We start from the raw sequence: 15,098 nt of genomic DNA on the forward strand, positions 1-15,098 counted from the left end.
CGACCTGATCTTCGCCAGCCCCCGATCCTTTCATATCGGGAGATGAAACTGGCAACCGGAACAAACTCTGAACGGCCCATGCAAGACGACAGTAACGACCTCTTCGCCAACATGCCCTCCGAACCCGCCCGGCAGCCCGCCGCGCCGGAGGAGAAGACCGCGCGCGCCCCTGCCCCCGTGCCCGAGAGCCACCCGGCCCAGGTCCAGGCCCAGGCCGAAGGTTCCGGCGGCTACGACGCCTCGGCGATCCGCGTGCTGGAAGGCCTCGAGCCGGTGCGCATGCGTCCGGGCATGTATATCGGCGGCACGGACGAGAAGGCGCTGCACCACCTCTTCGCCGAAGTCATCGACAACTCGATGGACGAAGCGGTCGCCGGCCACGCCAATTTCATCGAGGTCAATCTCGATGCCGAGGGCTATCTTACCGTCATCGACAACGGCCGCGGCATTCCGGTCGAGAACCACCCGCAGATGCCGGGCAAGTCGACGCTGGAGGTCATCCTCACCGTGCTTCATGCCGGCGGCAAGTTCGACGGCAAGGCCTACGAGACCTCGGGCGGCCTGCACGGCGTCGGCGTCTCCGTCGTCAACGCCCTTTCCGATCATCTCGAAGTCGAGGTCGCCCGCAACAGGAAGCTCTATCGCCAGCGCTTTTCGCGCGGCAAGCCGGTCGGTGGCCTGGAGGAACTTGGCGACGTGCACAACCGGCGCGGCACGAAGGTGCGTTTCCATCCCGATCCGGAGATTTTCGGCGCGCATGCCCGTTTCGATCCCGGCCGCGTCTTCCGCATGGCCCGCTCCAAGGCCTATCTCTTCGGCGGCGTGGAAATCCGCTGGAGCTGCGATCCCACCCTCCTGCCGGAAGGCTCCGAGACGCCGGAAAAGGCCGTCTTCCACTTCCCCGGCGGCCTGAAGGATTACCTGCAGGCGACGCTCGGCAAGGAATACACTGTCACGCGCGAGATTTTCGCCGGCAAGAGCGAGAAGTCGGGCGGCCACGGCTCTCTGGAATGGGCCGTTACCTGGTACGGCGGCGATTCGCTGATCCATTCCTATTGCAACACCATCCCGACGGCAGACGGCGGCACGCACGAGGCGGGCCTGCGCATCGCGCTCACCAAGGGCCTGAAGAATTACGCCGAACTGACGCAGAACAAGCGCGCCGCCGCCATCACCACCGACGACGTGATGATCTCGGCGGTCGGCATGCTCTCGGTCTTCATCCGCGAGCCGGAATTCGTCGGCCAGACGAAGGACAAGCTCGCCACCGTGGAAGCCCAGCGCATCGTCGAAAACGCGCTGCGCGACCCCTTCGACCACTACCTTGCCGACAACCCCGCCGAGGCCGCGAAACTCCTCGAATGGGTGATCGAGCGCGCGGAAGAGCGCATGCGCCGCCGCAAGGAAAAGGAAGTGAGCCGCAAGACGGCCGTCCGCAAGCTGCGCCTTCCCGGCAAGCTCGCCGACTGCTCGCAGAATTCCGCCGAGGGCGCCGAACTCTTCATCGTGGAGGGCGATTCGGCCGGCGGTTCGGCCAAGCAGGCGCGCAACCGCGCCAACCAGGCGATTCTTCCGCTACGCGGAAAAATCCTCAACGTCGCGAGCGCCGGCCGCGAAAAGCTCGGCGCCAACCAGCAGATTTCCGATCTCGTGCAGGCGCTTGGCTGTGGCACGCGCTCGAAATATCGAGACGAGGACCTGCGCTACGAGCGCGTCATCGTCATGACCGACGCCGACGTCGACGGTGCGCATATCGCCTCGCTGCTCATCACCTTCTTCTATCAGGAGATGCCGGAACTCATTCGCGGCGGGCATCTCTATCTCGCCGTGCCGCCACTCTACCGCCTCAGCCAGGGCGGCAAGACGCTCTACGCGCGCGACGACCCGCACCGGGAGGAGTTGATGCGCACCGAATTCAACGGGCGCGGCAAGGTGGAGATCGGCCGCTTCAAGGGCCTTGGCGAGATGCTGCCGGCGCAGCTCAAGGAAACGACGATGGACCCCTCCAAGCGCACCCTGCTGAAGGTGGCCATCGACGACGTCGATTTCGAGGGCACGCGCACGGCGGTGGACGACCTGATGGGCACCAAGCCGGAAGCCCGGTTCCGCTTCATCCAGGAACGCGCCGTCTTCGCCGACAACCTCGACATCTGAAGCGTTGCCGCCATACTTTCGCGGCAATGCCGGCCTCTAACCGGGGCCATCCAACGCGGAAAGGACGGCCATGAAAGCAGCGCTCATCGTCATGACGATCATGGGCTGCGACGACAGCGCGACCCAGTGCCACTACATCGACACGGTCGACCGGAGCTGGCAGACTGTGGCGCTGTGCGACGCCCAGGCCGAGACCTATATCAACCGCCACCAGAACAAGAATTATCCTGTCATCGTCGCTGTCTGCGAAAGCTCGGGCAATCGCATGACCGCGGATGTGGCCACGCCTGAAACCCCGGCCGACGCCCAGACAGGGGCGCAAATCCCCGTTCCTGTCGAAACGGCGGAGGAAAAGCAGGGGCTTGCCGCGCGCGCGCTCGGCTTCGTGAAGAAGGCGATCCCCGACGCCGACGCCCTCAAAGCGGCCGTCACGACGCCCGTGCGCTATGCCGAAAGCGGCTATTCCTGGGTCGTGAAACGGTTTGCGGATTGATCGCCGGAGTACCAGCCCGGACGACGTGAAGGCCGCATGCGGAAAATTCCCGGCTTACGCCGCTTCCCGCGTAGCGATGAGCGCATAGCTGCGCGCCGTCTGGCGCTGTTCCGCGATGGCAAGCCGCTCGACCATCTCCAGCATCGACCGGCAGGAGGCGCCCTCCGCGCCACGGGCGCGTGAAAGCAGCCTTTCGGAGACGGAAAGCAAGCCGTCCCCGCCTTTCGCTTCACGCCGTAGCAGCATCGTCGCTTCGGCGAAGAGCGCGCTGATATCGCGGCCGAGGCCCGTGGTCTCGTAGAGCGCGCGCACGGCCGCCTCGCGGCCATCCGACAGGATGGAGCGCACACGCCGCTCCGCCTGCCCGGAAAGATTGGCGATGGAGACGGCGAAGAATTCGGCCCGGCCTGTGCACAGCGCATGCATCAGGAAAACCGGCGTCAGCCTGCCGGCAAGGCGTAGATGCTCCACCAGCACCGGCATTTCCCCGGAGGCGACATCCGCCACCATCCCGATCGTCGCCACGTCGCAGGCCTCGCGCGTGATGCGCTCGACACGGCTCGAGCCGACCGCCGCCTGAATGAGACCGAAGCCCGCCAACGCCGAGCCGATCTTCTCGACCAGCGCGTGGCGCGCGTCGCTCGGCAGGTCCTCGCGGTCGAGCAGCAGCGCCCGGATTTCCGCATCGTGACCGAACCGGTCCGCAATACGCGTCAGGCTGCGGCGGGAGATCGCCGCGCCCTCGTTTTCCAGCAGCGCCAGAAGATCCGGCCTGTCGCCGACCTCGGCGAGCGCGGCCGAGACAGGCCGCGAGACGAAGGCGCGGTGCGCGATCAGCATGCGCGTCGCCTCGCCGCCCCTCGCCGCGATATCCACGAGATCGGCGTCCGTCAGCACGGGGGAACAAAGAAGGATGTGAGCGGCGATTTCCGGCTGGTCCTCGGCAAGCGGCAGCACGACGGCGCGCGGCGCGTCCTCGCTATCCGCCAGCGCCTCGGCCAGTCCCAGCCGCACCTGCGGCGCGGGATCGTCGAGCAGGAAGATCATCGCCATCTCGGCCGCACGCCGGTCATCCGGCGCGATCCGCGCCCGGGCATAGGCTCGCGCCAGAACGCTGGCAGCCTTCGCCCTATCGGCGGCCCGCGCGGTCTCGACCCAACGGAGAAATGCATGAACGATCAATGGACGCCCCAAACGCCTAAACGCGACTGGCACCACCCTAGCGCCAAAGTGTTTAAGATTGGTTCACCATGTCCGTTAACCTGCCGGTGACGGCGTCCTTACCCGGACTTCGGCCGCGTCATGGCGAAGACATCCGATCCGCCGTCGCAATAATCCATATAGCCCATGCGCCCGAGCGGGCGGGCGACCGCCATGTCGATCATGCCGTCCTTCAGGATTTCCGGGCTGACATGGATGCCGACAACCTGCCCGAACACGATCCAATTGTTTGATTCGCGCCCGTCGAGATCGACTGGCCGCAGGATTTGCGTCGCCCTGCATTCGAGCGCGGCATAGGCCTCGCCCACATAGGGCGCATCGACCAGCCGGCCCGTAACGGCCGTCAGTCCGGCGATCTCGAACTCGTCGACACCATGGGGCACAGTGATCGAACTCGCGTTCATCCGCTCCGCAAGGTGGCGACTCGCAAGCGAGCAGGTGAAGACACCGGTCTCCTCGATATTCGTCACGCTGTCCTTATGTCCGCTGGACGAGAACATCACGAGCTTCGGCGTGTCGCTCACGGCATTGAAGAACGAATATGGCGAGAGATTCCGTCGCCCGTCCGCCGCCCTTGTGCCGATCCAGCCAATGGGTCGCGGCGCGACGATCGCCTTGAAGGGATCGTGCCTCAGGCCGTGCGCATTGTCCGCCGTCTCGTAGAACAGCGCGTCAGGCGTCATCGCCGATCCACGTGACGATGTCCGCCAGCTCCGGCCGCGGCCGCTCCGTCGGCGGCACGGTCGGCGTTCCGATATGGATGAAGCCGGCGACCTTCTCGCCCGCATTCACGCCGAGGATGCCATGGGCGCGCTCGTCGAAGGCATACCATTCCGACAACCAGTTCGACGCGAAACCATAGGCATTGGCCGCCATGACGAGGTTGAGGCAGACGGCGCCCGCCGACATGAGCTGTTCCCATTCCGGGATCTTGAAATGTGGGGCCGCGCGGCTGACGACCGCGATCACCACGGGCGCGCGGGTCAGCCGCGTGTTCTCCACCTTCACCATATCCTCGGCAAGGTCCGGCTTGTCGCCCATCGCGATCCTCGCCAGTTCCTCGCTTAATCGCCGGCGCGCCTCGCCGCGATAGACGATGAAGCGCCAGGGCGCGAGCTTGCCGTGGTCCGGCACGCGCGAGGCGAGCTTCAGCATCTCCTCCACCTCGTTCTTCGAGGGGCCGGGCTCGCTCATCTGGAAGGCGGGGATCGACCGGCGGGTCGAAAGATAATCGATCAGCTTGATTTCGGTTTTCATCGGGCGGGAGTTCCAATATCCTGGCCGCCGGGCGCGGCCTTGAAAATGCCATTAGCAGGGCTTTCAAGTGGAGCCTTACAGTCAGGAAGTCAACCATCCCCATGCGCATGCGTATCCATCCCGTCGCCGCCATGAGCCTCATCGCCGCGAGCCTTGCCGCGCCGCTCGCGCAGGCGCAGGATTCGCTCGAAAGCTTTTCGCAGGTCACCACGCCGCTGAAGGGCAGCAAGCTCACCTCCTTCAACCCGATCGTGACCGGCGAGGCGATGCCGGAGAACCTGCGCGACGTTACCTGCGAGGCGCTGCTGACCAAGGACGGGCAGCCCATGGAGCATGGCCTGACCTGGCGCGTCTTTTCCCCCATTCCCGGCGCGGACGGCAAGCTGCCGCTGCTGGCGACATCGGAGGGCGGCACGGCCGCGTTCCAGCTCGTGCCCGGCGAATATTTCGTCAATGTCGCCTTCGGCCGCGCCGGCGCGACGAAGAAGCTCGTCGTGCCCGATGAGGGTGCCGTCGACAAGCAGACCATGGTTCTCGACGCCGGCGGCATCATGCTGAACGCCGTCTCCGGCCCGGACGTGCGCATTCCGCCGAAGGAATTGAGCTTTACCGTCTATGCCGCGGAAGTGCGCGAGGACGGCGAGCGCAACCTCGTCATGGATGACGTCAAGCCGAACACCGTGGTGCGCCTCAACGCCGGCACCTACCACGTGGTTTCCGACTACGGCACGGTCAATGCCGTCATCCGCGCCGATATCCAGGTGGAGGCGGGCAAGCTGACGCGGGCCACCATCCAGCACCGTGCCGCCAAACTGACGCTGAAGCTCGTCTCCGAGCCGGGCGGCGAGGCGATCGCCGATACGGCCTGGTCGATCCTGACATCCTCGGGCGACACGGTCTCCGAAAGCGTCGGCGCGTTCCCGACGCTGGTTCTGGCGGAAGGCAGCTACATCGCCGTCGCCCGCAACAAGAACAAGATCTACCAGCGCGATTTCCAGGTGCAGGCCGGCATGAACACCGATGTCGAGGTGCTGCTCGACGAAAAGGCCAACGACCAGAAGGCCGCCGCCGAGGACGTGGTGGACTGAGCGCGACCAACCATCCCATAAACGAACCGGTCCCGGAGCGGTGAACCGCTCCGGGGCCGAATTCTATCAGGCCTTGCCCAGCTTGCGCTTGAGGTCCGGCGGCATCGCCTCCAGCGATAGCGCCTCGATGGCCTCGTCCAGCGACATCGCCGTCTGGTTCTGAGAACCGAGGCGACGGATGTTGACGGAGCGTTCCTCCGCCTCGCGCTTGCCGCAGACGATGATGACCGGAACCTTGGTCACGGAATGCTCGCGGACCTTGTAGTTGATCTTCTCGTTGCGGGTATCGACCTCGACGGTCATGCCGGCGTCACGCAGCTTGTCGGCCACTTCGCGGGCATAATCGTCCGCCTCGGAGGTGATCGTCGCGACGACCACCTGCATCGGCGCGATCCAGAGCGGCATGTGCCCGGCGAAGTTCTCGATGAGAATACCGAGGAAGCGCTCCATCGAGCCGCAGATGGCGCGATGGATCATGACGGGCTGACGCTTTTCCGACGCCTGGTCGATATAGAAGGCGCCGAAGCGCTCCGGCAGGTTGAAGTCGACCTGCGTGGTGCCGCACTGCCATTCGCGGCCGATGGCGTCCTTCAGCGTATATTCGAACTTCGGCCCGTAGAACGCGCCCTCGCCCGGCAGGATGCCGGTCTTGATCCGCCCGCCGGACTGCGCCTCGATGGTCTTCAGCACGTCCATCATGACGCTTTCCGCCCGGTCCCACAGCGCATCGGAACCGACGCGCTTTTCCGGACGGGTGGAGAGCTTCACGACGACCTCGTCGAAGCCGAAGTCCTTGTAGACCGACAGGATCAGGTCGTTGATGCGCAGGCATTCGGCCGCCATCTGCTCGTCGGTGCAGAAGACATGCGCGTCGTCCTGCGTGAAGCCGCGCACGCGCATCAGCCCGTGCAGCGCACCGGAAGGCTCATAACGATGCACGTTACCGAATTCCGCAAGGCGGACAGGCAGTTCGCGATAGGACTTCAAGCCATGCTTGAAGATCTGCACATGGCCCGGGCAGTTCATCGGCTTCAGCGCAAAGACGCGCTCGTCGTCCGTCTCGTCGCCGGCGACCGTCACCTTGAACATGTTGTCGCGGTACCAGCCCCAGTGTCCCGAGGTTTCCCACAGCGACTTGTCGAGCACCTGCGGCGCGTTCACTTCTTCATAGGTGCCGGCGAGACGACGGCGCATATAGGCGACGAGCGTCTGGAACATGCGCCAGCCCTTGCCGTGCCAGAAAACGACGCCCGGCCCTTCCTCCTGGAAATGGAACAGGTCCATTTCGCGGCCGAGGCGGCGATGGTCGCGCTTCTCGGCTTCGGCGAGGATGTTGAGATAGGTGTCGAGCTCCTCCTGCGTACGCCAGGCGGTGCCGTAGATGCGCGTCAGCATCGGATTGTTCGAATCGCCGCGCCAATAGGCGCCCGCGACCTTCATCAGCTTGAAAGCCGTGCCGATCTGGCCGGTCGCAGCCATGTGCGGGCCGCGACACAGGTCGAACCAGTCGCCCTGGTAGTAGATCTTGAGGTCCTGCCCCTCGGGGATCGCATCGACCAGCTCGACCTTGTACTTCTCGCCCTTGGAGGAGAAGACCTCCTTGGCCTTGTCGCGCGACCAGACTTCCTTGGTGAAAGGCTTGTTGCGCTGGATGATCTCCTTCATGCGCTTTTCGATCTTCGGCAGATCGTCGGGCGTGAAGGGCTCGTCCTTGGCGAAGTCGTAGTAGAAGCCGTTATCGATGACCGGGCCGATCGTCACCTGCGTGCCGGGCCAAAGCTCCTGCACGGCCTCGGCCATCACATGGGCGGCGTCGTGGCGGATGAGTTCAAGCGCGCGGTCGTCCTCGCGGGTGACGATCTCGATCCGGCCGTTCGAAACGGTATCGGAGAGATCGCGCAGCTCGCCATCGAGCGCAATCGCGATCGCCTTCTTGGCCAGCGACTTGGAAATCGCCTCGGCCACGTCACGCCCGGTCGAGCCCGCGGGATATTCGCGGACGGAACCATCGGGAAAAGTCAGGGAAACAGGTGCAGACATTCAAAAATCTCCTATCCAGTCCCGCCAACGAATGCGGGTGGTATGCGAAGGGAAAAGGCCGGGGATTCCGGCACGTAAGCGCCTGCGGTATACGGGGAAATCGGGGGGATTGGAAGAGGATAGGATTATGTCGCCAGCCGGATTGAAGTAACATTAGGGGCAAGACACGCCCCGAAGGATTGCAGCGTATCCCTTTGAGGACGCGCCAGAGATGTGTTCATGTTTCAGATCACCAGCCTTCCAAGGCCGGATCACGTCTTAAATTGAGCAGGCGCCAGGAATTTCGGAAAAGAAGGAAAAAATTGGAGTAGAACGTGAGTCACGCCTTCGAAATATACAAAGATAGATCCAGCCAATACCACCTTAGATTTAAATATAATTCCGAGATATTATGGAGTTCAAAGGGATACCCCAGCAAAATTGAAGCTCAAAATTCCATAAAGAGCGTTAACAACGCTATCGCCGACATGCACCGTGATACCCCACTCGAAATGGCACGCGATCTCAAACGCCGGCTCGAAAACGCCGTTATTCCGGAGCCGGATCGGATCGTTAGCGTAGACCATAACTCTGAAGCATCCAAAGAATTTCGAAATGCAATCCAAAAACTGGAAGAGAGTATTCGGGAGGCCAACAACGTTGGTCATTTTTCCGAAGAAGAACTTGAGGTAGCAAAATATGAGATTCTGCAACTTCACACGGATAGAAATAAAAAAAATGTTCGGCCGAATCATATTTGGCAAAACGCTAAAAATACACTTCTATGGATTTTTAATCACGCAGCCGGCGCACTCATCGGAGCGATTGCTCTTTCAGCACTCGCGGCCTTGGCGAATCTACTCAATATAAATTTCTAGATATACATTTAACTCTTTGATGTGAATCAATTTTGAAGAGGAGAAACAGCAACAGTGATACAGCCATCAAATTAGAAGATGTGCGAAAAAATGCTTACATGTTTTCCCCGCCCCCAAAACCTGCCGTATCCTGAGCCTCCTTCCGCCGCCGGACGGATCGCGTAACGTGTCGATGCGGGCGGGAGGAGGCGCTTTCGTGTTCTGTCGAAACGTACGGCAGGGGCGGAAGAGGCGAGGAGCGCTGCGGGAGTGAAAGCTTCCGTCGCAACAGGCTTCCCCCTTCCCCGGGTCTTGCGGGGTCGGTTTGGGTCCGCCATGCAAGCAGCGTGCAGCGCATGTCCCCGAAAAGTGCGTCAGCGGTTTTCGGACAAGGCATATACGCCGGCACTCTGTGCAGCGAAGCAGCTCCCCGCCTGAAGGAGACCGGACCGTCTCCGAAGAACGCCTGGGCCGCGCGAAAGCGAAGCCACCACATCCATAACCAGAGAGGCAACGCTTTCGCGCGGTTCTCCGGACAGTTTTCAAAGACCCGATGGAGACCATGCGGGTGGTCTTGGCGCGCCCGGTCGATGGAGAGGGCCGGCGCGGAAAGGAGGATGCGATGTATTACGGCTCGGAGCTTCCCGAGGACAAGCGGCACCAGAGGCTTACGTGGCGGCTGCAGCCGCTCTTTCGCGAGGCGGCCACCTTTGCCGGCCTTCACCTTGATTGCCGCCTTCCGAAATGCCGGCGAGCGAAGTGTTGCACCGGCTGCTGGCCCCGGGAGGAAATCGCCACCACCCATTACAAGCAGTTTCCACCCTGCGTGACGAACGATGCCACCCAGAGCGCCATCAACTGCGCAGCGCGGGAACTCGCCGAGCGCGAGCGCCAGGAACTGCTCGCCGCCGGCTATACGCAGGAGGACCTCGACAGATGGGACGAGGAGGCGGAGAGGTTAGACGACGAAGAGGAGGACGCGCAGGCCCCGCCCCCGCCCGCATCCCCTTGCGCCCACCGGCGCCGCCAGCGCCGTTAAGGCTTCCGTGAGGATGATGAGCACGGGCGTCCAGACGGGGCTTGAACCTCAAGTCGCTAGAGGGATTAGGCTTGCCGCATCCTTCAAGACGGAGATCCGGTCATGCCTTCCCTCGCCCTTCCTGCCGCCATCCTCATGGGCATCTATCTCGCCGCCTTCCTTGCCCTCACCGCCCGTTCGGCGCGGGATGCCGGCCAGCCCGTCTGGCTGTTCGGCCGGGACAGGCGGCAGGGCCTGCCGGCGCTGCTCTTCCGCCTCGCCTTCGCCGGCGGGCTGATTTATCCGCTGCTGCTCGCCTTCGGCTTCGCGCCGGTCGCGGAATTTGCCACCCCGCCCATGCCGCTGCGTGTCGCCGGCCTTTTCCTTGCCCTTGCTGGCGCGCTCTTCGCGATCCACGCCCAGCACCATATGGGCGTCTCCTGGCGCATCGGCTCGGTGGAAGGCCATTCCGGCGCCGTCGTCGATACCGGTCCGTTCCGCCTGTCGCGCAACCCGGTCTTCGTCGGGCAGGTCGCGCTCTTTGCCGGCTTCTTCATCGCCCGGCCGGATATCGTCCAGTTCGCGCTCGCGACCGCCGTCATCGTGGCGGTCTCGCTTCAGGTGCGCATCGAGGAAAAGGTTCTGGAACACGATCTCGGCGCGCCCTACCGCGCCTATGCGGGGCGGGTGCGCCGCTGGCTATGATCGGCCGAGCATGGCGGCGAGGCCGTTGATGGTGTTGGCGTTGCGCAGCGTGCCGATCCCGAGCTTCTTCGTCGTCAGGTGCGAGAGCAGCCGGGTTTCGTTCGGCTTACCGGAAAAATCGATCCAGAGGTCGCCATCGACCAGTGCAAGGTGGATTTCGGGCGTCGCGAGCCGTTCGAGTTTCGCCAGCACATCGGCGCCAAGCGGCTGGCGCATGACGCGGATGCCGACGTCCGGCGCATTGCCCTCGGGAAAGGGATTGCCCGCCGCAAGACGGAGAAAGGCGTCGGCCCGGCGCAGGACGATATCGACATGCTTGCCGAAACGCGCCCGGAACGACGCCTCCAGCCGCTCCTCAATTTCGGCAAGCGGCGCCTCTTCGGCTTCGAAGATCATGTTGCCGGTGGCGACCAGCGTGCGGGGCTCGCGAAAACCCAGTTCCCCGGCCATCGCCTTCAGGTCCGCCATCACCAGCCGCTTGCCCGGCGCAAGGACGATCGAATGCAGCAGCGCCACATAGGTCGTCATCGTTCAGCCGCGCTCCGCTTTGGAAAGGCGCCAGAGCCGCCACGGCGCCCACCATCGGAACCGGTTTTCCAGCGCCTCGGGCACCGGATCGAAGCCATGCGTGCCGCCCGGCCCGCAGCGCATGACGCGAAACAGCGTCATGAACCCGCCGCGCCACAGCCCATGCCGCGCGACGGCCTCGTAGCCGTATTCCGAGCACGTCGGCAGGTGCCGGCAGGAATTGCCGATGAAGCCGGACAGGGTGAGCTGGTAGAGGCGAATGAACCCCATGCCGAAAAGCCGCCCCGGCGACTTGCGGAACGGCCCGCGCCAGTTGCGGCCCCTGTGGTGCAGGCGCCCCGGGGTGTGGTTGCAATCCGGGGCCTTACACATGGGCCGTGCCATCCGGGGGAAAGATGCACCTCATCCGCCTGCCGGCACCTTCTCCCCGCAAGCAGGGAGAAGGGATCCGCGGCAATGTCCGGCACTCCACCGTCCGCCGGGCTTGAAGGCAAAGCAGCGCGGCATTTCCCTTCTCCCCGCTTGCGGGGAGAAGGTCGCGGCAGCGGGATGAGGGGCAGGCGGCAACCACCGCCCTCACCCGGCCTTTTCGAGCCGCTTGGCCTCGATCTGGCCGATGGCGTCCACCACGGCGTCGAAGGTCAGCATGGTGGAGGCGTGGCGGGCCTTGTAATCCTTGACGGGTTTCAGGAAGCGCATGTCCTCGAAGCGGCCGGTCGGCCCCTCGCCGTCCGCCTTCAGCATGGCGAGCATGTCCTCGCGCGCCTGGCGGATTTCCGCAACGGTCGCGCCGATCACGTGGCGCGCCATGACCGAGGACGACGCCTGGCCGAGCGCGCAGGCCTTCACCTCATGGGCGAAATCGCTGACGGTATCGCCGTCGAGCTTGAGATACACCTTCACCCGCGAGCCGCAGAGCTTGGAATGGGCGCCAGCCTCCGCGTCCGCGTCCGGCAGCGTGCCGATGCGCGGGATGTTGCCGGCGAATTCAAGGATACGGCTGTTGTAGATATCATCCATCATGGCTCTGTTTTCCGCGTTTTTTGCGGAATCTTCAATGTTCCGAGGAGATTATTCCGGTGTCGTCGGTAAAAAAGCATCGCGTGTCGCCGCAAGCCTCTTTCGCAGGGGTCGCCCGATACTATATGATAACTCGTATTGGGGTGAGCGTTTTGCAAGGAGCAAGCCGATCACCTGTTGTTTGGGAAACCGTGCCGGACGGTCGATCGCACTGTTAAGCGAAGACTCGAAAGCCCCGGAGCCCGCCAACGGAACCCAAGCCTGCAGGGTTAGGCGAATGGCCAGTGGCGAGTCCGATAAACACGTCAGGTAACCTGCAGAAAGGTCAATGGGTCCATGGACGCCATAGTCACCAGTTTTCCGCGCATCGAGGATGAAGCCGGCCGCCCCTCGCAGAAAGAGGCGGAGGATGCCGTTCGCGTCCTGCTTCGCTGGGCGGGCGACGATCCGGAGCGCGAAGGCCTGCTCGATACGCCCAAGCGCGTAGCGAAGGCCTATCGCGAACTGTTCTCCGGCTACGACCTTGCCGCCGAGGATGTGCTGGGCCGCACCTTCGAGGAAGTCGCCGGCTATGACGACATGGTGCTGGTGAAGGACATTCCGTTCTTCTCGCACTGCGAGCACCACATGGTGCCGATCATCGGCAAGGCGCATGTCGCCTACCTGCCGAGCGGCCGCGTGCTGGGCCTTTCCAAGATCGCCCGCGTGGTCGAGATCTTCGGCCGCCGCCTGCAGACGCAGGAGACGATGACGGCGCAGATCGCAAAGTCCATCGACGAAACGCTGAACCCGCGCGGCGTCGCCGTGATGATCGAGGCCGAGCATATGTGCATGGCCATGCGGGGCATCCAGAAGCAGGGTTCGACGACGCTGACGACCACCTTCACCGGCGCCTTCAAGACCGAGCCGGCCGAGCAGGTCCGCTTCATGACGATGATCCGCAGCTAGATGCCCCTCGTCTTCAAGACCCCATCGAAGGACAAGGCCGAACTGGAAACAGGTTCGGCCTTCACCCCCCGCTTCGACGACAACGGCCTCGTGACCGCCGTGGTAACGGATGCGAAGGACGGCGAACTGCTGATGGTCGCCCATATGAACGCCGAATCCCTGGCGCTCACCATCGAAACCGGAATCGCCCACTACTGGAGCCGTTCGCGCAAGGCGCTCTGGAAGAAGGGCGAGACCTCCGGCAATCTTCAGACCGTCGTGGAACTGCGGACCGACTGCGACCAGGACGCCGTCTGGCTGAAGGTCTCCGTGGCCGGCCACGACGCCACCTGCCATACCGGCCGGCGGTCCTGCTTCTACCGTACGGTCTCGAACGGCCCGGACGGCGCGGTGCTGACGATCACCGGCGGCGAGCCGCAATTCGATCCGGCGGCGATCTACAGCAAAAATTAAGCATCCGCGCGAAAAGCGTTCCATTCCGGCACGGATTCACCAATTGGCAACCGGCCCGGGCGCCTAATCATCTCCATGGCGGCCTGTATCCCCGCCATGTGGATCAGGACATGGAACCCCATCGCTCGCATGCGTCACGAAAGGTTTCCAGCGCCACCTCCGGTGAGGCGACGGTCCTGCGGGCAAGCGCCCTTCTCCAGTTTGGACCGGACGCGGAGAACGTCCCTTCGGGGCTGAAATTCGCCTCGAAAGTTCCCCGCGTCACACAGTGCGACTATCCTGTCATCTATCGTGTTGCTGAAGGCGCTGCGGCAGCGGAACCGTTTGCCGTACTGCGAATTCCTTCCTGTAACGGAGGTCCGGCATGCTGAACTGGAGTTTCAATCGCAGTCTCGTAACAGCGGATGCATCGGATCCGGGCGGACCTTCCATGAATGACATGTCCCACATTCCCGCGCCGGCCGTGCCGCGCAAACCCAGGATAGCCCTGGCGCTCGGCGGCGGTGCCGCTCGGGGCTGGGCACATATCGGCGTCCTCCGGGCGCTCGAGGAAGAGGGCGTCGAGATCGGCATGATCGCGGGCACCTCCATCGGCGCACTGGTGGGCGGCTGTTATCTCGCCGGCAAGCTGGACGAGCTGGAGGCCTTCGCCCGCTCGCTCACGATGCGCCGCATCGCCAGCCTCCTCGATTTCACCATCCGCGGCTCCGGCCTCTTCGGCGGCATGCGACTGACCAAGCGCATGCAGGAGCACCTGGAGAACCTCTCCATCGAGAACCTCGATCGCCCCTTCGTCGCGGTGGCGACGGAAGTCAACAGCGGCCACGAGGTCTGGATCAACAGCGGGGCGCTGATCACGGCGCTGCGCGCCTCCTATGCCCTGCCCGGCATCTTCGAGCCGATCAAGTGCAACAACCGCACGCTGGTCGACGGCGCCCTCGTCAACCCGGTGCCGGTATCGGTCTGCCGCGCGCATGAGGAGCCGCTGGTCGTCGCCGTCAACCTCAACTACGACCTCTACGGCCGTTCCGCCGTGATCAAGCACAGCGCCAGCCCGCAGAAGATCGAGGAGAACCGGCAGGAAGATAGCGCCGCCCGCCTCGGCCTGACGGGCGTGATGGTGCAGTCCTTCAACATCATCCAGGACCGCATTTCCCGCGCGCGTCTTGCCGGCGATCCGCCGGACCTGGCGCTGCATCCGAAGCTGTCGGATATCGGCCTGTCGGAATTCCACCGCGCCGGTGAATCGATCGACCGCGGCTACCTGGAGGCGAAGGCGCGGATTTTCGAGATCAAGCGCATGCAGGACGTGGTCATGGCGCGTTGAAAACCGCGTC

15 protein-coding genes and 1 pseudogene are annotated in these 15,098 nt (G+C 63.7%); 9 read left to right on the top strand and 7 right to left on the bottom strand.

Going from position 1 to position 15,098, the window contains the following annotated elements; translation table 11 throughout:
* Window positions 1-78 precede the first annotated feature (78 nt).
* A complete protein-coding gene (parE, locus tag MOE34_RS09290; protein ID WP_242223102.1) occupies window positions 79-2,154 on the top strand; it encodes a DNA topoisomerase IV subunit B in 2,076 nt (691 codons plus the stop codon).
* A 70-nt stretch (window positions 2,155-2,224) separates the two neighbouring features.
* The gene (locus tag MOE34_RS09295; protein ID WP_242223104.1) at window positions 2,225-2,647 is read left to right on the top strand and encodes a hypothetical protein; all 423 of its coding nucleotides are present in this window, start codon (window positions 2,225-2,227) and stop codon (window positions 2,645-2,647) included.
* Between the two features lie 54 nt (window positions 2,648-2,701).
* Here the strand turns inward: MOE34_RS09295 and MOE34_RS09300 are convergent, their stop codons facing one another.
* The 3 genes from MOE34_RS09300 to MOE34_RS09310 form a co-directional block, all read right to left on the bottom strand.
* Window positions 2,702-3,829: a DUF2336 domain-containing protein gene (locus tag MOE34_RS09300; RefSeq protein ID WP_242223106.1), complete on the bottom strand. Its 1,128-nt coding sequence runs from the start codon at window positions 3,827-3,829 to the stop codon at window positions 2,702-2,704.
* A 98-nt stretch (window positions 3,830-3,927) separates the two neighbouring features.
* Window positions 3,928-4,536, bottom strand: coding sequence for a flavin reductase family protein (locus MOE34_RS09305; RefSeq protein WP_242223865.1), 609 nt, complete (start codon window positions 4,534-4,536; stop codon window positions 3,928-3,930).
* 4 nt (window positions 4,537-4,540) lie between these two features.
* Window positions 4,541-5,125: a nitroreductase family protein gene (locus MOE34_RS09310; RefSeq protein WP_242223108.1), complete on the bottom strand. Its 585-nt coding sequence runs from the start codon at window positions 5,123-5,125 to the stop codon at window positions 4,541-4,543.
* A gap of 107 nt (window positions 5,126-5,232) precedes the next feature.
* Between MOE34_RS09310 and MOE34_RS09315 the strand changes: the two genes are divergently transcribed.
* Complete coding sequence (locus tag MOE34_RS09315; protein ID WP_242223867.1) at window positions 5,233-6,213, top strand: hypothetical protein; 981 nt, start codon at window positions 5,233-5,235, stop codon at window positions 6,211-6,213.
* Window positions 6,214-6,279: 66 nt separating this feature from the next.
* On the opposite strand, the gene thrS is transcribed toward MOE34_RS09315, so the two are convergent.
* On the bottom strand, window positions 6,280-8,253 hold the full coding sequence (thrS, locus tag MOE34_RS09320; RefSeq protein ID WP_242223110.1) for a threonine--tRNA ligase: 1,974 nt from the start codon (window positions 8,251-8,253) through the stop codon (window positions 6,280-6,282).
* A gap of 314 nt (window positions 8,254-8,567) precedes the next feature.
* Here thrS and MOE34_RS09325 point away from each other — a divergent pair.
* From MOE34_RS09325 to MOE34_RS09335, 3 genes and pseudogenes are all read left to right on the top strand, one after another.
* Window positions 8,568-8,702 (top strand): annotated as a pseudogene (locus tag MOE34_RS09325) (YegP family protein); the annotation flags it as partial.
* A 949-nt stretch (window positions 8,703-9,651) separates the two neighbouring features.
* Window positions 9,652-10,128 (top strand): hypothetical protein, encoded by a 477-nt coding sequence (locus MOE34_RS09330; RefSeq protein WP_242223112.1) that lies wholly within the window; start codon window positions 9,652-9,654, stop codon window positions 10,126-10,128.
* A 102-nt stretch (window positions 10,129-10,230) separates the two neighbouring features.
* Window positions 10,231-10,812 (top strand): methyltransferase family protein, encoded by a 582-nt coding sequence (locus MOE34_RS09335; RefSeq protein ID WP_242223114.1) that lies wholly within the window; start codon window positions 10,231-10,233, stop codon window positions 10,810-10,812.
* Here MOE34_RS09335 and MOE34_RS09340 read toward each other — a convergent pair.
* The 3 genes from MOE34_RS09340 to MOE34_RS09350 form a co-directional block, all read right to left on the bottom strand.
* A complete protein-coding gene (locus MOE34_RS09340; protein WP_242223116.1) occupies window positions 10,807-11,340 on the bottom strand; it encodes a DUF1697 domain-containing protein in 534 nt (177 codons plus the stop codon). The genes MOE34_RS09335 and MOE34_RS09340 overlap by 6 nt on opposite strands.
* A gap of 3 nt (window positions 11,341-11,343) precedes the next feature.
* Window positions 11,344-11,712, bottom strand: a complete 369-nt coding sequence (gene yidD, locus MOE34_RS09345) for a membrane protein insertion efficiency factor YidD (protein ID WP_242223119.1) — start codon at window positions 11,710-11,712, stop codon at window positions 11,344-11,346.
* A gap of 204 nt (window positions 11,713-11,916) precedes the next feature.
* Entirely contained in the window at window positions 11,917-12,363 is a 447-nt protein-coding gene (locus MOE34_RS09350; RefSeq protein WP_242223120.1) for an iron-sulfur cluster assembly scaffold protein, read from the bottom strand.
* Window positions 12,364-12,696: 333 nt separating this feature from the next.
* Between MOE34_RS09350 and folE the strand changes: the two genes are divergently transcribed.
* The 3 genes from folE (at window position 12,697) to MOE34_RS09365 (ending at window position 15,088) form a co-directional block, all read left to right on the top strand.
* Window positions 12,697-13,308: a GTP cyclohydrolase I FolE gene (folE, locus tag MOE34_RS09355; protein ID WP_242223122.1), complete on the top strand. Its 612-nt coding sequence runs from the start codon at window positions 12,697-12,699 to the stop codon at window positions 13,306-13,308.
* A complete protein-coding gene (hisI, locus tag MOE34_RS09360; RefSeq protein WP_242223125.1) occupies window positions 13,309-13,761 on the top strand; it encodes a phosphoribosyl-AMP cyclohydrolase in 453 nt (150 codons plus the stop codon). It abuts the gene before it with no gap.
* A gap of 364 nt (window positions 13,762-14,125) precedes the next feature.
* Window positions 14,126-15,088 carry a patatin-like phospholipase family protein gene (locus MOE34_RS09365; protein WP_242223127.1) on the top strand — a complete coding sequence of 321 codons (963 nt, stop codon included), beginning with the start codon at window positions 14,126-14,128 and terminating at the stop codon, window positions 15,086-15,088.
* The last annotated feature ends 10 nt before the right edge of the window (window positions 15,089-15,098 follow it).

Origin of the sequence: Shinella zoogloeoides, from assembly GCF_022682305.1 — a bacterium.
Classification (GTDB): Bacteria; Pseudomonadota; Alphaproteobacteria; order Rhizobiales; family Rhizobiaceae; genus Shinella; species Shinella zoogloeoides_B.